This window comes from Weizmannia sp. WK01 (genome assembly GCF_025905465.1).
Classification (GTDB): Bacteria; Bacillota; Bacilli; order Bacillales; family Bacillaceae_C; genus Weizmannia; species Weizmannia faecalis.
Genome location: NZ_CP109616.1, coordinates 3,643,748 through 3,667,257, shown reverse-complemented (window position 1 = coordinate 3,667,257; position 23,510 = coordinate 3,643,748). Strand labels below are relative to the sequence as shown.

Genomic DNA, 23,510 nt, shown 5'->3' with positions numbered 1-23,510 from the left:
AAAAGAGCTCCTTCATCTAACTTCTATTTTCCTCATCAGTACAGAAAGGGTGGTGCGCAATGGGATATTATGATGATCAGGACGGCCAACGGCGTGGAAAAGAAAACAGGCGGAGCGGCGGAAAATTTGGTTATTTTCTTTCCGGGCTGATTGGCGTGATTGTGGGGGCGCTTGTGGTAGCCCTTCTTTTTCCAAATATTTTTGGAAAAACGAACTCAGACTCTTCTGCGGTAGATTCAAATTCTGTGGCAAATACCAGCACGTCAACGGCAAAAACAACGAAAACCGTCTCGTTAAAGGTGACAACCGATATTACAAAAGCAGTGGAAAAGACGGAGAAAGCGGTTGTCGGCGTCTCAAACATTCAAAAACAAAGTATTTGGTCTGATGATATGTTTGGGCAGGACTCAAAATCTTCTTCCTCTTCTTCTCAGGAAGCCGGATCCGGTTCCGGGATTATTTACAAAAAAGCCGGTGATAAAGCTTATGTCGTCACCAATTACCATGTGATTGAAGGGGCAAATGCGCTGGAGGTGACCTTATCGAACGGGAAAAAGCTTTCTGCCAAACTTGTCGGCGGCGATAAATATACGGATCTGGCCGTTCTACAAATAGACGGCAGCAATGTGACAACGGTTGCTCAATTCGGTGATTCGGATGCATTAAAACTTGGAGAATCTGTTATTGCGATCGGTAACCCGCTTGGTGAAGAATTTGCCGGATCTGTTACAGAAGGGATTGTTTCCGGGTTGAATCGGACTGTTCCGGTGGATATCGACGAAGATGGAACGGAAGATTGGCAGGAAGAAGTCATTCAAACCGATGCTGCGATCAACCCTGGCAACAGCGGTGGTGCTTTAATCAATATTTCCGGCCAGGTTGTCGGGATCAACTCCATGAAAATTTCAAATGAGTCGGTTGAAGGCATCGGATTTTCGATTCCAATTAATTCAGCAAAACCGGTCATTCACCAGTTGGAAACAAAAGGGAAAATTACCCGCCCGGCAATGGGTGTCGGGATTGTAAACGTCTCGGATATCTCGGCTTACCAGCAGCAGGAAACGTTAAAATTGCCTACCAATGTGACGACCGGCGTTGTGATTGGCTCTATTGAAAACGGGTCCCCTGCCGGTAAAGCCGGTTTGAAAGAATTTGACGTCATTTACAAACTGGACGATCAAAAAATTAACAACACCGTGGAATTAAGGAAATATCTGTATGAGCATAAACAGCCCGGCGATAAGGTGAAAGTGTCGGTATACCGGAACGGCCAGCCGAAAACATTCACATTAACACTCGGGACCGCTTCGGGAAGCAATTAACAAACTGCGGAGGAAAGGCGGAAAGCTTTTCCTTCCTTTTTTTGCGGCATTCAGTTATCAACAGGTCAAAGCGTGCTGCGGATAGCATCCAGAATGAACATTTTGTTGGAAAAGGTTCCTGTACGGGCGGATATTTGTGGAAATTGCTCGAAAAAAAGGTTATAAACAGGCTGTGAATAGCGAAAAATGGTGAAATATATCTTGTATGGAACGGTTATTCCCACACAAAATGTGGATAGTTTCTGTGGATATGTGGATAACCCTTGTCAGTAGCTTGTGGGTAAGGTGGGTGTAAGTTGTGAATATCTCTATCGTTACAGTGGGAAAATTAAAAGAAAAATATTTGAAACAAGGCATTCAGGAATATTTAAAACGTCTTTCCGCTTATGCAAAAGTTGAAATCATCGAAGTAGCGGATGAAAAAGCGTCCGAAATGCTGAGTGCAGCGGAAATGGAGCTGGTAAAGCAGAAGGAAGGCGAGCGGATTCTTGCAAAAATCAGCCCGGACACCTATGTCATCACCCTGGCGATCGATGGGAAAATGAAGTCGTCAGAGGAACTGGCCGATTCACTCGACCGCCTTGCGACATACGGCAAAAGCAAAATAGCCTTTGTGATCGGCGGCAGTCTCGGCTTAAGCCAAGCGGTTCTGCAGCGCGGCAACGAAAGCCTCTCTTTTTCAAAAATGACCTTCCCCCACCAGCTCATGCGGCTCATCTTAGTCGAACAAATTTACCGCGCATTTCGGATTATTAGGGGGGAACCGTATCATAAGTAAATGAGGTGTTTAAAAATGAATTTAAATACATCTATTATTAAAAATGTTTTGAAAGAAAATTTATATTTTGAGTGTAGGAGGGCTTTTATTAGAGGTTCTTTTGCAAGAGGAGAGAATACAATAAAATCAGATATGGACTTACTAATAGTCTCTAATGACTTCAATGGTATGGCTATAAAGAAACGAAAAGAAATAGTTAAGAAAGTATTTGATAGTTCAATGGATAATATTATAGATTGTATTTGTTTAACTGAGGCTGAGTATAACCAAATTATTGCTCAGAAGAGAAATTTATTATTAAAAGAAGTTTTAATTGAGGTGATAATATGAAACAATTTTTTATTGAGTCTTTTCAAAATATTTTACATAAATATATCCCATATTTGAAAAGAGATAGATTATCTCAAAATGATATAAAAATACTTAGTGAATTCTCATTTTTACTATTAGATATTATATCTAAACTTGAATTTTCATCATATGATAAAGTACTACTAGAAAGGCTCTTGGTAAAATACAATAATTTACTTTACTCAAAAGCAAGGATATTTTACTATTCAAGTTTTCATTACTTACCTAGTAAGTTCTTTGATGGAAAACCAGAAGAAATTTCAAAAGCTACTTTTAAAGTTAATATCGATATAAATATTATGAGATTACAAATTAAGAGTGGCAGTGTTACTGGTAGTTCAGAAGATGAATACTTTTTTAGTAGAGGGAAAAATGATCTATTAAGGGCAATGAAAAATTTAGTAACCTATGGAAAAGATGAAAATGAAATATTTATTCCTGCTTTTTATACACTATTAAATTATCATCAAGCAATAATGGAATATTTAGAAAGTGATAATAAAACATATGAAATGGAAGCAGAAAAAATTATTGAAGAAATAAATAGTATAATTAATTTGTTCTTTAAAAAAAGTTCAATTAAAAATAGAATTGAAATAGATTACCAATTAAAATTATTTTTAGAAAATGAAGTAAAAAGATATAAAATATGGAAAAAAGAAAATTACGATTATAAAAGAATTAATATTAAGGGATTTAAAGTTTATAAAAATATAAGTAAAAAGAATTGGGCTTTTTTAAGTTTGTATAATATTAATAGCGAAGAATTCTGCAATCAATTTGAAATTGATTTTAGAAATATGTATGAGAATCAACTAGATAAATTAAAGGATATAGAACAGATTATCCTGTTAAGAAACTGTGTTAATTTCTTTTTTTGGATAAAAGATAATAAAATTGATAAGTTAAACATCCCGGTTTTTGAAAAGTTTAATAGTAATAACTGGTTTAAATTATCTGATTACTTTAACGGATACGAACAAATAAACAGTATACTTGTTACTGATGAGGACAGGAAAAAAATTGAATCTTGGGATGACAATGAGTTAAGAAAAAAAGTTGGAAAAACAATAATTAATATTGATCCTAATATTATAGCTAAAGAATGCTCCAAACCTCACGGAGTTTATGAAATTGCTGACATGGAATTACCTATAAAAAATAAGGACAACTACAATACTTATTATTTATGTATGCCTTTTAAATCAGGAAAAGAAATTAAGGGAAAAGTAAAAGAAGATTTAACCTATCAAGTTTTTAGACCATATACTTATTTTGGAGAAAGAGCAATTGTAGTTTTTATCTCTGTTAAAGAAGCAACAGAGCCTTTTTATAATTCAATTAAAAGAGCAAAAGCTAATTTAAATTGGGAAGTCCATACAATAATTGGAGATACATTAATAAAATTATTAAAATATAATTCTCTAATCTAAGACAATTATACTGCTAAACCTATTTTGCAAAAACTACATTTATATACACTATGTAATCAACGGTGATAAAATCCCCAATAACAACGGTTTAAAATTCCCCAATAATAACAGATAATCGTTTCGAAACAACGTCTTAGATGGAGTGGAGAAACGATGCTGAAGATTGGGGAGTTTTTTATGATTCGAGAGTTGTATCAGAAAGGCTGGACACAAACAGCGATTGCTAAAGAAACAGGGTTTGATCGGAAAACCATCCATAAGTATCTCAAGGAGGACAAGCTTCCAGAGCGCAAAGTCAATAAGAAAAAGAAAGAAAGTAAACTCGATCCTTATAAAAACTATCTTCTTTAACGAATACAAGAAGGGACCACAAATTGTGTCGTTCTTTTAGAGGAAATACAAGCGATGGGATTCACCGGCAAGATCACGATATTAAGAGATTTTGTTCGACCTTATCGAGAACAGCCAAAGAAACAAGCTACCTTACGGTATGAAACACCACCAGGTAAACAAGCCCAAATGGACTGGGCCTACGTAGGAAAGTATATGGTGGACAATCAATACCAAGATATTTATGCGTTCGTTATGGTACTTGGTTATTCTCGGATGAAATATGTGGAGTTTACCACCAATATGAATATGGAAACCTTAATGAAATGCCATATGAACGCATTTGCTTATTTTAACGGTATTCCTGAACAAATTCTCTATGACCCATGAAAACCGTTGTTCTCAAACATACTCCAGTGGAAATTCGATTTAACCGAAAGTTTGAGGATTTTCTAGCCTACTACGGTATGATTCCAAAAGCATGTCGACCGAAACGTCCCCAAACAAAGGGAAAAGTAGAAAGAGTAGTCAAGTATTTAAAAGAGAATTTTTTTCAACGAAAGCATGAATCTACTCTTCAAGCCTTAAACGAAGACATTCGAACTTGGCTGGATCAAGTGGCCAATCGAAAACCGAATCAAACAACGAAAGAACCGCCGATTCAACGTTTTGAGAAGGAACAGAAGTTCCTTCAATCATGGGGAGTCAAACCGTTATTCCCTACGAATCGTTGGGAAACACGAGAGGTAAGTCGAGATTGTTTTATTTCATACAGAGGAAAAAAATATTCTGTTCCCTATCGCTACACAGGACAAACGGTCAAAATAAAAGAAACGCTTAACCATCATATTGAGATTTATGATGAACAGGAATGTATCGCGAGACATCCGATATGGATTGGGCAGGCATCCGCACAGATCCAAATGGAACATTGTGAAGGGATCTATTCAAACGAAAAAGGACAGAAAATAAAAGGCGTTCAAGGTTTGGCGACCAACGACCTTTCATCTTCTGCCCCATCTCCAAAAGTAGAACAACGTCCTCTCGCTGCTTACGCAGCATTGGAAGAAGGTGAAACTGTATGATGAAGGACATGTTAATCGAACGATTACAAAAACTCGGTTGGCATCACACAGCCCACCAACTGGATCATTTATTAGAAGACGCTTCTAGAGATAATGTATCATATTCTGAATTTCTAAACACTATTGTTTTACAAGAGATGGAATATCAAGAGTCTCAGCAACTAGAAAAGCGAATGAAACGAGCAAAACTACCTTATATCAAAACGATTCATGATTTTGACTTTTCTTTCAACCGAGTATCAGTGAAAAGAGAGTAAAAGAAACGCTTACCTGTCGGTTTATTGCCAATGGGGAAAATCGAATTTTACTAGGTCCACCGGGTGTTGGGAAAACACATTTAGCCATTTCTTTTGCGACAGAAGCTATTACTCAAGGATATACCGCTTTATTTGCTAACCGCAGGCGATTTGGTGGCAGAATGCCGAAAGGCAAACGAAAAAGGGACTCTCCAACGTTTAGTCAATCGTTGGAGTCGACCAGACGTACTCATTATAGATGAGGTAGGATATTTTCCTTTTGATGAACTAACGGCGAATGTGTTTTTTAAAGTCATATCGAAACGATATGAACAAGGAGCGATGATTCTTACATCGAATAAATCCTATCTCGAATGGGGAAAAGTATTCGGCGATGATGTATTAGCTACAGCCATTTTAGATCGTCTTTTACATCCTGCCATTACCTTTAACATTAAAGGAGATTCTTACCGCCTACGAGAAAAGAAAAAAGCAGGTCTTTATCCTGCCCAGTTATCGAATTAATCGTTCAAAATGGGGAATTTCATTTCGTTGAAATTGGGGAATTTTCAATCGGTGTTGACACCGCGCAGTTTTTGAAGCCGATCTACCAATAGGAAGGCGTTCTTAAGTGGCAGACGTGTGATGTATTTTATAACCATGCCTTTTTCAAGAGCTTCACTCCAAGCTGAATTTCATCAAAAGAAAGATTACTAAACCCAAGTTTAATCATTGGTTTGTCAGGATTGTTTTTAACAAAGTAGCATGAAGTAGGATACACTTTTACACCATAAGAGAAAGCCCGCTCCATTAGCCATTCTTCTGAACGGTTCAAGTGTACTTTGACTAATAAGTATAAACCAGACTGTTCACCAATAATCGATATAGTATCCTCAAATTCTTTTCTTAATAATGATACTAAGTGTTGCATTTTTCGCTTATAAACAAGACGCATACGTTTAATGTGGCGACTCCATTCTCCTTCTTCCATAAACTTCGCCATAGCGAGTTGGCTAAGAATGGACGTGGTGCTTTCGAAATGACGAAATTGATGTTGATAACGATCTAAAAGGGGCTGCGGCAACACCATGTAACTTAAACGAATTCCTGGAAGAAAAGATTTTGAGAAATTCCCTAGATAAATGACTCTTGCTGAATCAATGGAGGCAAGAGCAGGAAACGGTTTTTGTGTATAGCGAAATTCACTATCATAATCGTCTTCAATAATATATCCACGCATCTTGTTAACCCAATGAATAAGCATTTGCCGTTGTTGAATAGACATGCTTACTCCCATTGGACTTTGATGAGAAGGGGTTACGTAAATTAATCGCGATTGCATTTGTTCTAGTTTGGAAAGATCTGCGCCCGTTTCATACACTGGTAACGTTTCAAACGTAAAACGATGAAATTGAAAAGCTTCCCTAGCACCGTCGTAACCAGGGTCTTCAACGATAATACTTTGGAACTCATCCTTCAGTATATGCCCAAGGTATACAAGCATTTGCTGGGTACTGCTTCCGATAATAATTGCATTTGGATCTGTTCTCACCCCACGGGATTGAAGAAGATAGGCTGCGATTTGTTCGCGGAGGCATAATTCTCCAAAAGGCTCTCCATACCGAAAGCTGTCCTTTACTGTCAATACTTGATTAGAGATTTTCCTCCACGTTTTGAAAGGAAAATGCGATTGATCGACCGCATCTGCACGGAAATCAACACAAACAGATGACTCGGGCTCTGTTTGCTTAGGATTAGAAGCGATGCGAACTTCTTGAACGAAAAGGGGCTCTAACTCATTTACAAAATAACCTTTTCGGCTCTCACCACGAATATACCCTTCAGCAACAAGTTGCTCATATGCCATTAATGTTGTATTACGGCTTACGTGTAAAGAATCTGCAAGTTGACGAATAGATGGCAATGGCTCATTCGGCTTTATGTCGCCTTGCTCAATAAAAGATTTGAATTTTTCGTAGATTTGTTTGTATTTAGGAGAGTGATCGTTGAAGGTAAAAATTGTATTTTTCATTTTTATCATCCTGACATGTTAATTTTCTTATTATTGTACCTTTTTGAATGTCAGTTTAAATTATATCATACTTTGTAGATATTTAGTTTATATCAAAAAAATAGGATGGAGGAGAGTTTCCGTGTATATCCCGGAGCATTTTGCGATGACAGAAACAACTGTTGCCTACAAGGTGATACAGGAGAACAGTTTTGCAACATTGTTCTCCGTTCACAAAGGAAAGCCTTTCGCTACACATTTACCTTTGCTGTTAAATAAGGAGAAAACGTATTTGTATGGTCATTTTGCTCGTTCCAATACACAATGGAAAGATATTCAAAATCAAACGGTTTTATCCATTTTCCACGGCCCACATTGTTATATTTCTCCCTCTTGGTATGAAACGAATCAAGCAGTGCCAACGTGGAATTATGTGACCCTTCATGTGTATGGAGAGGTTGAGTTAATCGAGGATGAACACGAGTTAATGAGCTCTTTAAATGATATGGTATTGGAGTATGAAGCCCCTGATAACTCTTACAGATTGCAGGATGTAGATGTTGAACTTCTTCGCGGTATGACGAAAGGAATTCAAGGATTCAAAATAAAAATCAATAAGATGGAAGGGAAAGCAAAGTTAAGTCAAAACCATTTTTTACATAGACAAGAGCTCATTATAAAACAATTGGAACAAATCCCTTTTCCAAACGAGCAACAAATCGCCTCTTTGATGAAAGCGAACTTGAAAAATAAAATGTAGCTTTATTTTCATCGATGAAGAGGAGTCCAATCACTAAAAAAGGAGTTGCATATGATGGAGCCTTCGACTATTTGGCTATTTGTCATTGCTACGGCTGCATTGTTAATCATGCCCGGACCAGCTGTGATCTATATTATGGCAAGAAGTATAGACCAAGGGAAGAAAGCGGGTCTCGTATCGGTTCTTGGTGTTTTTCTTGGTGGTGCTGTTCATGTTTTAGCAGGAGCAATTGGAGTGTCTGCGATCCTTATGACATCAGCAACAGCTTTTACTATCGTTAAATATTTGGGTGCTATTTATCTTATCTATCTAGGGTGTAAGACTTTATTTTCCACATCTAATGGAAATCATTCAGAAAGTCCAAAAACGAACCATAAAAAATTATTGAAGATTTTTTACGAATCAGCGCTCGTAGAAGTGATGAATCCTAAGACAGCACTCTTTTTTCTAGCTTTCTTTCCGCAATTCATAGCACCTTCTGCTGGCTCGGTCACAGTACAATTTTTGCTTTTAGGAACGATATTTATTATCCTAGCTTTTATTAACGATAGTTTATATGCCATTCTTGCAGCAAGTATTCGAAAGTGGATAGTAGGTAGGAAAGGAAACTCGAAGTTAATGAACCGGATAACTGGTTATTTATATATTGTCCTAGGGGTATTCTCTGCCTTTGCGAGCCCTTCTAAAACATAAGAGTGGTGTCCTCATGTTGTGATACAACGAATTACCATTTTACCAAGGCAATAAACAAAATGAAATGGAGAGATAGGTTATGGCTAGATTTATCATTGAAGATGATTTTTGGTCGTTATTCCCTCAGGCGAAAATAGGCACCGTTATTTGTCAAGGGATTGATAATTCAATAAGGGATGTTGAAAGGTATGAGAAGCTGTTGCGGGAAGCAGAGAAAGAAGCACATAAATTTCTCCGTCTGGAGGAATTCAGTCGTAATCCCGTCATAGCTGTTTGGCGAGAAGCTTTTCAGAAATTCAAGACAAAGAAAGGGGCAAGGTGTTCCATTGAAGCTTTATTAAAAAGAGTAAAAAATGGCAATCACATTAAAACAATAAACCCGCTTGTTGATATCTATAATTCCATTTCATTGCGTTATGGACTTCCTTGTGGTGGGGAAGATATTGACACTTTTGTAGGCGATATTCGGCTGACGCAAGCAAATGGCAACGAACCATTTATCCCATTGGGAAGTGATGAAAATGCTTCGCCATATGATGGGGAGATTGTTTATAAAGATGATATCGGTGTAATATGTAGATGTTGGAATTGGCGTGAAGCTCAAAGGACGATGCTAACAGAAAATACGAAAAATGCATTCCTTTGTATTGAATTAATAGACGAAACAAGAAGCGATGAATTTCATAGGGCGCTTAAAGAATTGTCTGATTTAGTGGCACAGAATCTGGGTGGTATGGTGAGGATTGAAGTGTTAGATATTAATAATAAGGAAATTACAATCTTTGGTTAAGATCAAATTGCGTTAAAAAATGATTCCCTGTGAGTCGATATGGACAAAAATACGGTTTCGTCCATAATAAATGCATATTAGGACTCTATAAGACTCTCGCTGCGGCGGGGTTTTTTTAACAGATTTTCAAAACTCGGAGAACCTTACCACAAGTGATGGTAAACAATATTAAACATGAGATTGTACTAGACAGTTACTACATAAGCAAGCTTACACGAAATGCTTTCAACTCTACGGCGGAAAATACAGAATACACAGTCGGCATATAACCTTAGCTTACATTGGAGGGAGAAATGGTGGAGCAAAACGGTCGCTTTCTTGATAATTGGAAAGAGATGAATGAGGAGAAAAGACAGCAATTTTTACAGAAACTTGAAGAACTACCCATGTTAAAAAGTACGGATTTTGACTCGTTGATTGAAGAGTTGTAAAACTGTTTGCCCAAGATGGCTACAATCTTGTTCTTGTCGCAAGAAGCGGACAAAAACTGGAAGAAATCAAGCAATCCTTCACAAATGTAGAAGTTACCGCCATTTTCAAAAATTTAAGCGTCCCTGGCGCGGCTAAAGAAGTATTTGAGGAAGTAGAAAAAAAGGGAATTTCCATCGATGTCTTGGTTAATAATGCTGGATTTGGATTATTGGGTAAGTTTGATGAGCTGGATATACAGAAACAATTAGATATGATTCAATTAAACATAGCTGCCCTAACTGAATTGACCTATTATTTTTATTTTCTGCAACAAATGAAGCGAAGGGACAGTGGCAAAATTTAAATGTAGCAAGCACCGCGGAATTCCAGCCTGGTCCATTGATGAGTGTATATTATGCGACGAAAGCTTATGTGCTCTCGTTTTCAGAAGCACTTGTTGAAGAGTTGTCTGATAGCTTCGTCACGGTTACAACCCTCTGTCCTGGTCCAACGAAAACCAATTTCGGTTCTGTTGCCAGTGTTGAGGATACGAAAATGTTCAGCCGGGCGATGGCCGCCGATATCGTTGCTAAAAAAGGGTATAAGGCAATGATGAGAGGGAAACGTGTAATTGTTACCGGAGTGTTGAATAAGGCAGGTGCACTTGGGGCTAAATTCGTGCCGAGAAGTCTGGCCGCTAAAATCGCCAAGTATGTCGCGGGAGAAAAGTAATTTTTCCTGATCTTGGTTTTGAAAGGAGAGGGATAAACGAGTTATGGCACAACAAGCTATTGATGTATTCAGGGCATGTATACCGTTATTTAACGCCTTAAGTGATCCGGCAAAGCAAGATATTATTTTGAATCGGCTACACTTAACTGGACAATAAAATTAAGGGCAAGTAGACTAACCACCCAAACTGGGTATACTGCTTAACAAGCATAAGAGATCCGTTCTAGAAACTTTATGTGGAGAGGCGGGTATGCTAGCCTTTCAGGCAAGCTAGGTGTGTTGAACAGCTGGCTCACTAACTTAGAAAGCATGGCCGCAGAGGCTCCATGTCAAGTTTCGTCGCAAACCAACTATCTTTGTGGTCTACGTCTACATTCCCCAGTTAAGGAGAGATTTAGCAATGAAAAAGACGAACATTCACCACAGAATTTAAGGCTCAAATGGTCAAGCTTTATGAAAGCGGAAAGCCCAGAAAAGATATTATTAGTGAATATGATTTAACGCCTTCAGCGTTGGACAAATGGATAAAATAAAGCCAAACACCTGGTTCATTTAAGGAAAAGGACAATCGTTCCCCAGAAGAAAATGAGTTGATCCAGCTTCGAAAAGAAAACAAGCGTTTACTGATGGAGAATGATATTTTAAAGCAAGCCGCGCTGATACTAGGACAAAAGTAAATGTGATCAAAAATAACCGTCACAAATACTCGATATCAGCAATGTGCGATGTCCTACAACTTTCAAGAAGCACCTATTACTACGAAGCAAAAGAGCAAGTGAATAAAGAAGATGAACTGACAGCCGCCATTCTGGAGATATTTCAAGAAAAGCCGGCAAAACTATGGTACACGTAAAATTAAATATGAATTAAAGAAACTAGGTATCACCGCCTCAAGGCGAAGAATTGGAACAATTATGAAAGAAAATGGACTGGTTTCAAGCTATCCGGTTGACCCAGTTTAAACCCCATGTGGGCACATGTAATGAATCAAAGGTTGAAAATGTGTTAAAAAGAGAATTTGATCAACAAAAAGAATGAACAGTTGTGGTCAGTGACTTAACATACGTTAGAGTGGAAAAAAGCTGGCATTACATCTGTTTATTTGTCGATCTCTACAATCGAGAAATTATTGGTCATAGTGCAGGTCCAAACAAAGATACCCAGCTAGTTTATCAAGCATTATCGACAGTGAAAGCAGATTTGAGGAAAATTCAATTATTCCACACGGACAGAGGCGGAATTCAAGAACAAGACAATGGATGAAGTGCTAGATATATTCAACATTAAACGATCGTTAAGTATGAAGGGTTGCCCCTATGACAACGCAGTCGCTGAAGCAACAAAACTGAATTTGTAAAAGGGAAATACTTCGAAAGTTTAGAACAATTAAAAATGGAATTAGATGATTATGTTCATTGGTTTAATCATACAAGAATCCATGGTGTTTCTGACATCCAAAAATAACCGAAAGTTGACGGTATTGCCTGTCCGGAATTTGACGAGTATAATGTCCTCGTATTTATTCTTGAGAAAGGAAAAGGACATCCCCCATGATGTATAACTGTACCATCAGCTATACGGGGAATGTCCCACCAAAAATAACGATTATGGTTATTGTATCAGATTATAAGCTAATTGAAAATACTCAACTTGGTGTTTTTGGTTAGGGGTGCGGAAAAAGTACCTTCCCCTTGTTGTGGTAAACATATGAAGGTTATTGGGACAAGAGATCGAAAAGCCATTGATAGATCTGGAAAGAAGCATATTTATAATATCAGACGTTTACAATGTGAACAATGCGGAAAGATTCATCACGAACTTCCAGAATTTCTGGTGCCTTATAAAAGATATAAATCGGAATGTATTGAAACGGTTTTGACTAATCGTTCCAATCATGATATTCCGGCAGATGAATCAACACTTTATCGTTGGATAGACTGGTTTTATTTTTATGTAGAATACTGGATCCATTGCCTTGTTTCCATTAAACATCAGACCAAACAAGATGGGGACGACCTGAAAGTTTTGCCCGAAACTTCGGGGACCGCACTCCAAAGATTAGGGCGATTGGTGGGCAATGCCTCCGGATGGCTGGCGCGTGTTGTCCGACCCGTTGTAAATTTTTATTTATGGGTACATACCCGTTCTGCATTCTTGTCCGGCGGGGGTTGATTTACACTCATGGTAGATAAATAGGAAAGGAGTCTATCATGAATGGATCACAAGAAAGCAGATGAAATGGCAGCCCAAAGGTTTCAACTCATTTCTCCATTATTGGCGGATGGATTGGATGCCGGAAAAGCGAAGGAATTAAAGGAACAAATTTGTAAGGCCTCCGGCCTTTCTGAAAGGACTATCAGGCGTTATTTAACGCAGTTTCGAAAAGAAGGATTTTCAGGATTGAAGCCCAAAGGAAAGCAGTCCCAAACCAAGCCTGAGGCAGTCCCGCCACATATCATAGAACAGGCCATTCTACTTAGAAGAGAGGCCCCCAGCCGAAGTGTTTCACAAATCATACAGATACTTGAATGGGAAGGTCTTGCAGAACCCGGGCAAATCAAACGTTCAACCCTTCAGGAAAAGCTATCAGAGAGAGGATACAGTTCCAGGCAGATGAGGCTTTATTCGCAATCAGGAGTGGCAGCCAGAAGGTTTCAAAAAAGACATCGGAATCAGCTTTGGCAGTCTGATATCAAATATGGCCCGTATTTACCGATTGGCCCAAATGGTGCCAAGAAGCAGGTATACTTGGTCGCCATTATTGATGATGCGACGAGGTATGTTTTACACGGTGAATTTTATCCGACACTTGATTCCCGGATTGTGGAGGATGCTTTTCGACAAGCAGTGCAAAAATATGGTGCTCCCGAAGCCGTTTACTTTGATAATGGCAAACAATACAGGACGAAATGGATGGGGAGAACCTGTTCAAAACTTGGAACCCGGCTGGTTTACGCGAAGCCATTTTCGCCAGAAAGCAAAGGCAAGGTTGAAAAATTCAACCGGCTCATTGATTCTTTTCTGGGGGAAGTCTCACTAGAAAAGCCGAAGACATTAGAACGGTTAAATGAACTGTTTCAAGTCTGGCTGACAGAGTGTTATCAGGAGAAGCCGCATTCTGCGCTTGGGGAAAAGATAAGCCCAAGATCGGCATTTAGGAGTGACAGAAAAGCACTTCGTTTCATTGAGCCAGATACGTTGGCGGATGCATTCCTGCATTGCGAAACACGCAAGGTAGATAAATCCGGCTGTATCAGTTTCATGGATCAAAAATACGAAGTAGGCCTGGCATTTATTGGGCAGAAAGTCGAAGTTATCTATGATCCTGCGGATCTGGAGGAACTCACCATTGAGTTTGAAGGGTATTCGCCATGGAAAGCTCATAAACTTGAAATTGGTGAAAGGTCAGGGAAAAGGCCACCCCTTCCTGATCATCTTCAGCCACAGGAAGCCGATTCATCAAGATTATTAAAAGCTGCGGAACAAAAGTATCAGGAACGACAGATGGAACAAACACCAGCCGTCTCCTTCCGGGCTGTATGGAAGGAGGACGGTGAGAATGTTTGAAGCCTTCTACGGTATGACTCATACGCCTTTTTCACGGGATATTCCGACTGAAAAGCTTTATGATTCTCCTATGATGCAGGAAATACTGGGGCGGTTAAAATATACGGCTGAAAGGCAGTTATTCGCGGTTTTAACAGGCGATTGTGGGACTGGGAAAACGACGACTATCCGTAAATTTGTTGACCGGCTTGATGATGGACAATATAAAGTACTGTACTTGTCTGATTCCAAATTAACGCCTCGGCATTTTTACAAAGGGTTGTTGGAACAACTCGGGTGCGAGTCTAAATTTTATAGAGGCGATGCAAAACGGCAGCTTCATCGGGAAATTGAGCTTATGAGAGGAATTCATGGTGTTCAGCCGGTAGTGGTCGTGGACGAGGCCCATCTTCTTGATCGGGAAATGTTGGAGGAAGTCAGATTCCTGCTGAACTTCAAAATGGATGCCCAAAGCCCTATGAGCCTGATTCTTGTCGGACAAAGTGAATTATGGGACCGCCTGCGCCTCCAATCCTTCACAGCAATCCGCCAAAGGATTGATATTCAATTCAAACTGGGGCATTACGACAGAGCTCAATCTGCAGAATATATTGCCATGCATTTACAATATTCAGGAGTAACTGAGCAAATTTTCACAGATGTAGCTTTAGATGAAATCCATCGTTTTTCCGGGGGAGCCGCAAGGATCATCAACAAGATTTGTACCCACTGTCTACTTTACGGAGCACAAAACAGGCATCGAATCATTGACGATCATATGGTAAAACGTGTGATTGAAGGGGAACTTTCGTGAAATGACAATGATTTAAATTTAAGTATTAAACTCATAGGGGAAGCCACAATAAAGCGCAAACTGGCTTCCCCCTTAATTGACAACAATTCCGTCAATTTCTGGACAAATAACACCGTCAATTTCCTGCCATTTTGGGGCGCCAGTAACACCATGGAACACTAGGGTATTTAAGCCCGATGGAGTATAAAGAGAAACACCTTAAAAAAAGTGTCTAGTTTAGTGTTGACATACCAATTCATACTTAATTAAATGTGTAAGAAAGTATGAGAATAGATGAGAGATTTACTGAACAAAGACGAAGTGGAAATAGCTGAATTTTGTCAGGAAGTATTAGACTTGGAAAAAGCAAAGCTTCCTGATGAATATTATTATACAAGTGTACCTTTGTGTGTAATTGAATCAGTTTTTTCAATAGGAGTTAGATATGAAGGGGTCAAAAATACCGTAAAGAGATATTGTGAATACTTTGGATTACATCCATACCGATTAGAGCCCGATTATCCAACCCCCTCAGAGCAACAGTCAGTGGAGCATTTTTTACGTTCTTTTGATGAATTAGGATTAGAGGAATTTGTCCATACAGTGTTTAAAAACAGACAAAGAACATCCACTAGAAACGGAATACTAAAAACTGAAGCGGTTCATAGGTTTTGTAAGGTACTCAATAAGTACGGTGTAAATTATTTACAGGATGTTAAAAAACTATATGGCAATGAGCAATTCGAGGAAGAGATAAAATCAATACCTGGTCAAAAAAGCGGTATTTCGCTTATTTACTTTTACATGCTAGCAGGAGAGGATAATTGGATTAAACCTGACAGAATGATAATTCGTTTTCTTGAAAGAGTGCTCCAAAGAAAGGTAAAGATGGATGAAGCACAAACTCTTTTACAGGCAACCTCTAAGATACTTGCGGAAAAATACCCAAACATGACTCCCCGTTTATTGGACTATCAAATTTGGAATTATGTAAGAAATAATAATCTATAGTGTTTGTTAGAGGAATTTTTGCATATCTCAGTAAAGAGGGAATGATATTGTAATTATTTCAATAGGTACCGATTATATGGCAAAGATTTATTGTCTTTACAAGTTATTATTATAGAAATATAATAACCTCATTTAGATATGATACGGAGAACCGTACCATAAATAGAGGCAAAAATTGTTGAAGATAAGGTGGAATTTTATTGTCGGAAGCGGGTATTGGCTGTGGATAATCAGTTTCATTATCCGCTTCACGATACAACATGTGGATAAGTATAAAGGTTTTAGATATGTTGACTTCTGTAAAATCGAATTCAAGTTCAATGTTTTTAATGGTTCTTGATTTTCCTGTTTGTTTAATTGTAATTTTATCGATCAATAACTGAAGTAATTGTTTTTGATTTTCTCTTGATGTCTGCTTATAAACGAATAGAAACTTTTCAAGTAACAATTCAATGAGTTCCGGTTGAATAACTTTTGAGTCAGAAGAACTCAAATGTAATGTAATCTCATTTTTCTTCTGTTCTAATTCTCTTTTTTCATTGGAAACCTTTTGTAATCTTTCTTGTAGGATATCTATCGGGAGTGTATTCTTTTCAAAAGCTTCCATATATTTGTCTTGCAATTGCTGGATTTCCAACAAGCGGTTTTCAATCTGTTCTAGTTCTTTATTCAGTTTGTTTAGAGAACTAGCAGAACTTGAATTTGCATCGACCAATACAAACGGATACACGTGTTCATGAAGGAAACGTTGATTCCAATTTTGGATCATCGGATCCAGTCCTTTGCACAACGAGGAGACCGTGGACTTGGAAAACGAAGTCCCGCACAATTCTTCTGTGATTTGGGCGATCTTGCGGGTAGACACTCCGTTTACGACCATTTCCATGAGGGCAAGTACCAGAGCTTGTTCGCCCGTTGATCGCGTTGAAAGAGTTCGGTGGAAAATTCCCCATCCCTTGTCTGCGGCACGCGCAAGGTCAACCGTCCTACCCGAGTCGTCAATTGGCGGGGATAAGACCCTTTCGATAGCCTTTTCACTCCTCTGTGCGCTCATAACGGCCGGCGCCAAGTTGATCCGTTAACTGAGCTTCAAGGATTTGATTCAAGACCTGTTCCAATAGTTTGGCCAGTCGTTGATCTTGCGACAGGAACCCATGCAGAATTTCATCGCTTATAGTAATATATTGTATTGAGCCATAGTTGCTTACCTCCCTCTAAAAATGTTGATGTATCAACGGTTTAAGCCGTTGGTGGGGTGTCAAAAAAATATTTTTTGACACGCTTCCTAACAAAATTTTTATATTATGTGAAACTATTCCAACATACGGGTACGCTACGCGGTCACTACTGGATAATAATGGGAAGTAGTGATAGGAAATTATACGATGCACAATGGATCTCTGCGTAACTTATGATGACGTACCCTCCCATGTCTCTGGGCATCTGTGTGCCTACATTCCTTCGTTCGGTCTAGTCATAAGGCAGAGGCTAGCGAAGCTCCTTTAGGGACTCGAGGTCGAATGGAAAAAATAGTGCCAGCTTCTCCGTGTCATCCTGTTGTCTAGGTCTTACTAAGGATGTGAGGCCTTATTCAGCCTCTGCGAGACCAGGAATATCCCTCATCATTCGCTGTGCGTCGAACGGTTTGTGCTTCGTGCTAATTCCGTGTAACACTTTTAATAGATTACCGCATAGAACCACAATGGATTGTTTCTTGCGTAACGGATTAACCTGACGGTTTGTGTAGTATTCATGTAGCTTTCTAAAGGCTTCATTATGGCGAATCATCGGCATCATTACCCGGAAAAGGAGGGCACGCAGTTTTCTTCTGCCTCTTTTGGAGATGCGTTTTTGCCCTTTGTGCAGACCGGAGGAGTTTTCACGTAACGTTAATCCCGCGAGTTTAATTAATTGGCGTGGATCTTGATAATGTGAAAAGCTTCCGATTTCAGCTAATAAGTCGACAATCGTTGTATCTCCAAGCCCTGGTACCGTTGATAGCCATTCGTACTCTGCAGATGTTTTTACAAGTTCAATTAACTGCCCTGTAATACTTTCGATATCTTGTTCTAGCTGATGGTAACGGCGGACAAGTGTGGCAATTTCAATACGGGCCATCTCAAGTCCTTCTGTTACTCCGATAGAGCCAGCCGCGACTTCAATAAGACGGACTGTTTTTGGTCTTTGAGGGGATTTTAGCCCCTCAACCTTACGAAAAAGGGATAGAACTTCATCGGGCTGTTTCTGGTAAAGATCACTTGGAAATGGTGTGCATTCAAGTGCAGCTAAAGCCATCTTCCCAAAAGACGGAAACACCTGTACAAACTCTGGGAAATAGCGATCTAACCAACGAATAATCATGTTTTTGACAGCCCCTAATTCCTCTGTCAATTTACTCCTGAACGTCGACCCAACGCGAAGTTCGGCTTCCATGCCTTTTAAGATACGTGGGTAACTGAAACGTCCATCCTTAACTAAACGGGCAATAACCAATGCATCTTTGCGGTCATGCTTGGTTGGCAAATTGTCGTCCAACTCCTTTGATCGCTTTACATGCATAGGGTTTACCATGACCAAGGGGATACCCCTTTCCTCAAGAAAGTAGGCCAAATTGAGCCAGTAATGCCCTGTGGGTTCAATTCCCACAATGACTTCCGATTTCTCGTGTTCTTTCATTGCGGCTAAAACGCGCTGATAGAACAGTTCAAATCCATTTCCTGCTTGGGGCACAGAAAATGATTTTTGGAGCACTCGCCCACGGTCATCTACAATGCAAGCGTAGTGCGTACGCTTGGCAATATCAATTCCCACTACAAGTGTTTGTTGTATGTGTAAAATTTTACTCGACGGGGCAGATGAGTGGAAAAAAATGGGAAGACGCTCTATCATCTAATTGTACACTTCAAGATGAACATCTAGAGAGAGAGGTCTTCCCATGGATATTATATCAATAATTGCTGGATTATTAAAGGATACAAAGAGTCTTATCGAATTTGAAGAACAGCTTAAACTTCTGATGCAGAAGGCTTTTACACAATGGGTTGGGGAAATATTTGAAGAGTTAGATAAAACAATTAAACAGGAGAAGTTAGAGGAGGGCTGGGTGTACTGCCGGAGTGATAACAGAAGCGTTCAGTTTCTATTTGGAAGTGTGACTTTTAAACGTTCACTAATGCGTGATAAGAGAGGGAACTCACATTATCCTCTGGATGAATGGTTAGGGCTGGTACCACACCAACGATACAGCCCGTTAGTGGAATTAAAGGTGGCAGAGTTGGCAAGTGAGAACACCTATCGGGAAGTAGCTGATATTTTAAAAGAGTGGACAGCAGTGAGTCTTAGTCACACAACTGTAGGGAACATGGTAAAACACGTAGGGAAAACTCAGGCGGAAGCCGATAAGGCACTTGTAGAAGAGCTAGAAATAGCTGTTTCCCTGCCTGAGGGGAAGAAGGTAGACTACCTGTTTTCTGAAGCAGATGGTGTATTCGTTCGGGGACTAAAAAAGAAACAGAGTATGGAAGTCCACCACGCCATTCTCTATGAGGGATGGGAAACCAATGGAAAAAGGGTCTCCCTGCGTCAGCCCACAGTCATCATGACGACGGAAGACATTCAGACATTTTGGGATGAAGTCCAAGCCACAGCTGCCAACACCTATTCCCTCGAAAAAGCGCATGTCATTACAAACAGTGATGGAGGTGCTGGGTACACAGCTGAACGGTTTCAAACAGCATTCTCACAGTCGGAATTTCCGGTGCTCAACCAGCTGGATACCTACCACGTTGCACAAGCCATCATAAGGACATTTGGGGGCGGAAAGAGCGAGATCAAGGAGCAAATTAGAAAAGCGATTAGAACGCATGACCTGGACCAATTCACGTTATATTTGGATACGCACGAAAGCACCTTGACGGATAAAAAGGCCCTCAAGAAAATCAAGGAATTCCGTTCGTATATCTTGAAAAACTGGGACCGCATTTTTGACTGGAGAGACAGGGTGAAAAACGTGCCGGAAGGTGCGAGAGGCCTAGGAGCGATGGAATCGAATCAAAGGCATATCTCCTTCAGGATGAAAAAAAGGGGCATGCATTGGAGTGAACTTGGCGCAGAAGCCATGGTGAAAATCAAACAAGGCATACTCAATGGGACATTGAGAGAAGCCTATCTGAAACACCGTTCAAGAAGCGAGAGAAAGCAACGGAACTTGAAACAATCCATCAGGATGTCTCAACTACTCAAGCAGCCTGTACGCCCGTCAGTGGGCGTAAAGCACGGATCAGTTGCCCTGCATTCAAGCAGTTCATCGGCAATGGGACATTTAAGCAAAATATTAGAGCTTTCGTTTTAAGCCTGGCTCAGTGGGGACTGATCGTTGAGGCGCGCGAAATTTACGAGACTCCTGCGGGAAAAGCGAGCCAGGAGAGACCCCGCAGCGAGGTACGAGCGAGGAGGCTCGCCGGCCGCCCGCGGAAAGCGAGTGAATTTCGCGCGCCTCAACATCCCCGTTATCCATCTTTATACGAAAATACTACATCTTTTCCGAAAATTACACCGAGCAAGTAAAGCACGGTAGCCGAAAGTGTACAAAAAGAGTGTCTTGGAATACCCGATATTTAAACCTTGTCGAGAAAAACTTGACACATACGTGTTTGTTCAGTGACTTGATTAATTTTCTGATTTTGTTTAAAATCCATTATGGAGTCCTCCTTGGTTACAAATTAGGGGTCATTCGTTAAGAGATGACACCCCGCATCATACCAGGAGGGCTCTTTTTGTTCAAGTCCCCGAAAGTCCTTCTAACAGGAATGCTCCTTTTTGTTTTTGTTTTGGTCAATGTTCATTCTATCAAAGGGAAAGCAACGTGGCTCTTTTTATATTTCCTTTTTACACAATTTTACGGACTCAACCTATAATAGTAAATGTTTGATTGACTGGAAGCTATTTACCTATTACAATATAACTATATTGACCCAGACAATATTTTGGCAGGTGATCAATTGATAGGTTTAGAATACATCCTTGAACTTTATGGTATGCAGCAAATTGAACTGGCCGAAAAGCTTGGAATTAAAAAGCAAAATATTAATCTTTGGATTAAAAGAAAGCAAAAGATCTCCAAAAAACATTTACCTACGTTGGAACAAATTTTTGGCATAGACGCTAAATACTTTTCTAAAGAATTAACTAATTTGGATAAACTGGAGATTCAAAAAGAAAAATTAAAACGGGATTTACAGCCTATTATCACGAAATATGAAGAACAGTTCCTCATTGGGGAAGAAAATGATCTTGTTGAAGTGCCAGTTTATGACAAAGAGGAATTGAATCAAATAGAACACGATATTGAAAAAGCCAAACTAATCGAAAAATTTCGGAACATGCTTAATCGTGCTGAACATCAACCTTATCTCGACACATTTAAATTGGTTCTTGAACTTTTAGATAAGGCACAGCATGAACCGGTTTTCCATAAAACAATAGAAGCTTTAGCGCATTATTTAGAAGTGTTACCAGATTGGGTGTCAACAGGCCCAGAACAAGATGAATTTGAAAGCGAATTATTCGAAGTATTAGATGATTTTAATTACTAGAATTAAAGGAGACTTCATGATGGAAACAGCAAAGATTGGATTCGAAGAAACACTTTGGAAATCTGCTGACAAATTACGTGGAAGCATGGATGCATCCGAATATAAACACGTAGCAGCTCTGAGGAGTAAAAATTTTTCGTGATAATTTAACTATTCCCCCCCCAAAAATGCGGCTAAATATGTAATAATTTAAATAATTAGAGCTTGCTGGACGAATATTTTGGCATGGCTTAGTGACAAGTCGAATACAAGCTAAAATTTGATTCGTTCAGCAAGCCCTAATTAAACTTGGCTGTTTTGAGGGGGTTTTTATTTTGGTTACTAGAAAAGAAAAAAGAAATCGTGAAAAAGAAGCAAATTATTTTTTCGAGTTCCTTAAAATTCAGAAGCATTTTTTCAAAGACCTGATGAATAACCTAAAAAAGGTAGCAGACCACCGACATCAAAGCTATATCACTTATGGTCCAGAGGTCCTTTTATTTACGATGATGTTGAAAAATATGACCGGCCTAAAATCCATGAGAAACATGAGTGAGCGTTTTAATAAAGAAGAATGTATTAAAAATGTAGGGAAGGTGTTAGGCTTAGATTCTCTTGAAGAACTTCCACATTATGATACAATTAACGACTTTTTATCTGGCTTAGATGTAAATGAATTAGAAAAAATTAGAACGTATATGATTAAAGAATTATTGAAAAAAAGGTCTCTCGAGTCTTATCGAATTGAAGGAAAGTACTGGGGTGTCATCATTGATGGAACTGGATTACACACCTTTCATAAGAAACATTGTAAACACTGCCTGAGACGGGCATATACAAATAAAGAAACAGGAGAAACGAACGTACTTTATATGCACCATGTACTTGAAGCCAAGCTTGTCGTGGGGGATATGGTCTTCAGTATTGCCTCCGAATTTATCGAAAATGAATCAGAAAATGTTTCTAAGCAAGATTGTGAATTAAAAGCCTTCGACAGGCTGGCAAAGAAAATAAAAAAAATATTTAAAAGACTACCGATTTGTATCTTGGGAGATAGTCTCTATGCATGTGAAACGGTATTTAATCTGTGCAGGGCGCACAAATGGAAATATATATGCAGATTTAAGGAAGGGAGAATTAAAAGTATCTCGACGGAGTTTAAGGCAATAAAAGAGCTGGAACAAAGTAAGGATCAGAATTCATTAGTTTGGGTGAATGATATTGCCTACAAAGACAGAACGGTCAATCTGATGGAGGCCACAATGAAAACAGAGGATGGGAAATCGAAAGAGTATGTATTTATAACGGATATTAAAATCACGAAAAAGAACGTGGAACGACTCATCGCTGCAGGAAGAAGCCGCTGGAAGATTGAAAATCAAGGATTTAACGAACAAAAAAATAATCGTTACAATATAGAACATGCCAATAGCCAAAACTACACAGCCATGAAAAATCATTATTTATTAGTTCAAATAACAGATATTATTAGACAGCTGTTTGAAAAAGGTTCGTCAATCTTAAAAGCACTCAAAAAAACGGCAAAAGAAAAATCCTCAAATCTGTTGGAATCGTTTCGGACACGCATTTTAACAGACGAGGATTTCACCCATTTAAGTAAGCCAATACAAGTAAGGTTTACTTAATGGTTATAT

At 39.1% G+C, this 23,510-nt stretch carries 19 protein-coding genes and 5 pseudogenes; 21 read left to right on the top strand and 3 right to left on the bottom strand.

The window, feature by feature from the left end:
- The first annotated feature begins 59 nt into the window (after positions 1-59).
- From OF158_RS17375 to OF158_RS17575, 7 genes and pseudogenes are all read left to right on the top strand, one after another.
- Positions 60-1,322, top strand: a complete 1,263-nt coding sequence (locus OF158_RS17375) for a S1C family serine protease (protein WP_026683520.1) — start codon at positions 60-62, stop codon at positions 1,320-1,322.
- 298 nt (positions 1,323-1,620) lie between these two features.
- On the top strand, positions 1,621-2,100 hold the full coding sequence (gene rlmH / locus OF158_RS17370) for a 23S rRNA (pseudouridine(1915)-N(3))-methyltransferase RlmH (protein WP_035183097.1): 480 nt from the start codon (positions 1,621-1,623) through the stop codon (positions 2,098-2,100).
- Between the two features lie 15 nt (positions 2,101-2,115).
- Positions 2,116-2,430 (top strand): nucleotidyltransferase domain-containing protein, encoded by a 315-nt coding sequence (locus OF158_RS17365; protein WP_157660077.1) that lies wholly within the window; start codon positions 2,116-2,118, stop codon positions 2,428-2,430.
- Positions 2,427-3,884, top strand: a complete 1,458-nt coding sequence (locus OF158_RS17360) for a hypothetical protein (protein ID WP_035183099.1) — start codon at positions 2,427-2,429, stop codon at positions 3,882-3,884. The genes OF158_RS17365 and OF158_RS17360 overlap by 4 nt, the downstream gene beginning before the upstream one ends.
- Positions 3,885-4,037: 153 nt before the next feature.
- A pseudogene (gene istA, locus OF158_RS17355) lies at positions 4,038-5,299 on the top strand (IS21 family transposase).
- Positions 5,296-5,798: pseudogene (locus tag OF158_RS17680) on the top strand (ATP-binding protein). Before istA ends, OF158_RS17680 begins: the two co-directional pseudogenes overlap by 4 nt.
- A complete protein-coding gene (locus OF158_RS17575) occupies positions 5,710-6,060 on the top strand; it encodes an ATP-binding protein (protein ID WP_272501159.1) in 351 nt (116 codons plus the stop codon). The pseudogene OF158_RS17680 and the gene OF158_RS17575 overlap by 89 nt, the downstream one beginning before the upstream one ends.
- Positions 6,061-6,187: 127 nt before the next feature.
- On the opposite strand, the gene OF158_RS17345 is transcribed toward OF158_RS17575, so the two are convergent.
- Positions 6,188-7,567 (bottom strand): MocR-like pyridoxine biosynthesis transcription factor PdxR, encoded by a 1,380-nt coding sequence (locus OF158_RS17345; protein WP_035183101.1) that lies wholly within the window; start codon positions 7,565-7,567, stop codon positions 6,188-6,190.
- 121 nt (positions 7,568-7,688) lie between these two features.
- On the opposite strand from OF158_RS17345, the gene OF158_RS17340 reads away from it, so the two are divergent.
- The 10 genes and pseudogenes from OF158_RS17340 to OF158_RS17295 all read left to right on the top strand — a co-directional run bounded on the left by OF158_RS17340 (position 7,689) and on the right by OF158_RS17295 (position 16,282).
- Positions 7,689-8,306: an FMN-binding negative transcriptional regulator gene (locus OF158_RS17340; protein WP_035183102.1), complete on the top strand. Its 618-nt coding sequence runs from the start codon at positions 7,689-7,691 to the stop codon at positions 8,304-8,306.
- A gap of 54 nt (positions 8,307-8,360) precedes the next feature.
- Entirely contained in the window at positions 8,361-8,999 is a 639-nt protein-coding gene (locus OF158_RS17335) for a LysE family translocator (protein WP_035183103.1), read from the top strand.
- 79 nt (positions 9,000-9,078) lie between these two features.
- On the top strand, positions 9,079-9,789 hold the full coding sequence (locus OF158_RS17330) for a B3/B4 domain-containing protein (RefSeq protein ID WP_035183104.1): 711 nt from the start codon (positions 9,079-9,081) through the stop codon (positions 9,787-9,789).
- Positions 9,790-10,085: 296 nt separating this feature from the next.
- Complete coding sequence (locus tag OF158_RS17325) at positions 10,086-10,220, top strand: DUF1289 domain-containing protein (protein WP_142743398.1); 135 nt, start codon at positions 10,086-10,088, stop codon at positions 10,218-10,220.
- A gap of 2 nt (positions 10,221-10,222) precedes the next feature.
- Positions 10,223-10,932, top strand: a pseudogene (locus tag OF158_RS17320) (SDR family NAD(P)-dependent oxidoreductase).
- 440 nt (positions 10,933-11,372) lie between these two features.
- Positions 11,373-12,396: pseudogene (locus OF158_RS17315) on the top strand (IS3 family transposase).
- Between the two features lie 189 nt (positions 12,397-12,585).
- Positions 12,586-13,104, top strand: coding sequence for a DUF6431 domain-containing protein (locus OF158_RS17310; RefSeq protein WP_225620988.1), 519 nt, complete (start codon positions 12,586-12,588; stop codon positions 13,102-13,104).
- Positions 13,105-13,146: 42 nt separating this feature from the next.
- Positions 13,147-14,499 (top strand): DDE-type integrase/transposase/recombinase, encoded by a 1,353-nt coding sequence (locus tag OF158_RS17305; protein WP_014096191.1) that lies wholly within the window; start codon positions 13,147-13,149, stop codon positions 14,497-14,499.
- Positions 14,492-15,292, top strand: coding sequence for an ExeA family protein (locus OF158_RS17300; RefSeq protein WP_014096192.1), 801 nt, complete (start codon positions 14,492-14,494; stop codon positions 15,290-15,292). The genes OF158_RS17305 and OF158_RS17300 overlap by 8 nt, the downstream gene beginning before the upstream one ends.
- 273 nt (positions 15,293-15,565) lie before the next feature.
- Positions 15,566-16,282, top strand: coding sequence for a DUF8548 family protein (locus OF158_RS17295; protein WP_035185135.1), 717 nt, complete (start codon positions 15,566-15,568; stop codon positions 16,280-16,282).
- A gap of 109 nt (positions 16,283-16,391) precedes the next feature.
- On the opposite strand, the pseudogene OF158_RS17675 reads toward OF158_RS17295, so the two are convergent.
- Both OF158_RS17675 and OF158_RS17285 read right to left on the bottom strand, forming a co-directional pair.
- A pseudogene (locus tag OF158_RS17675) lies at positions 16,392-17,251 on the bottom strand (transposase).
- A 618-nt stretch (positions 17,252-17,869) separates the two neighbouring features.
- Entirely contained in the window at positions 17,870-19,171 is a 1,302-nt protein-coding gene (locus tag OF158_RS17285) for an IS110 family RNA-guided transposase (protein WP_048339789.1), read from the bottom strand.
- Positions 19,172-19,217: 46 nt separating this feature from the next.
- Here OF158_RS17285 and OF158_RS17280 point away from each other — a divergent pair, with 46 nt between their 5' ends.
- The 4 genes from OF158_RS17280 to OF158_RS17265 all read left to right on the top strand — a co-directional run bounded on the left by OF158_RS17280 (position 19,218) and on the right by OF158_RS17265 (position 23,501).
- Complete coding sequence (locus tag OF158_RS17280) at positions 19,218-20,633, top strand: ISLre2 family transposase (RefSeq protein WP_048339784.1); 1,416 nt, start codon at positions 19,218-19,220, stop codon at positions 20,631-20,633.
- A 649-nt stretch (positions 20,634-21,282) separates the two neighbouring features.
- Positions 21,283-21,876 (top strand): helix-turn-helix domain-containing protein, encoded by a 594-nt coding sequence (locus OF158_RS17275; RefSeq protein ID WP_035185248.1) that lies wholly within the window; start codon positions 21,283-21,285, stop codon positions 21,874-21,876.
- Positions 21,877-21,895: 19 nt separating this feature from the next.
- Positions 21,896-22,018, top strand: a complete 123-nt coding sequence (locus OF158_RS17270) for an SAM-dependent DNA methyltransferase (RefSeq protein ID WP_174719646.1) — start codon at positions 21,896-21,898, stop codon at positions 22,016-22,018.
- 172 nt (positions 22,019-22,190) lie between these two features.
- Entirely contained in the window at positions 22,191-23,501 is a 1,311-nt protein-coding gene (locus OF158_RS17265) for a transposase family protein (protein WP_043052509.1), read from the top strand.
- Positions 23,502-23,510: the final 9 nt, after the last annotated feature.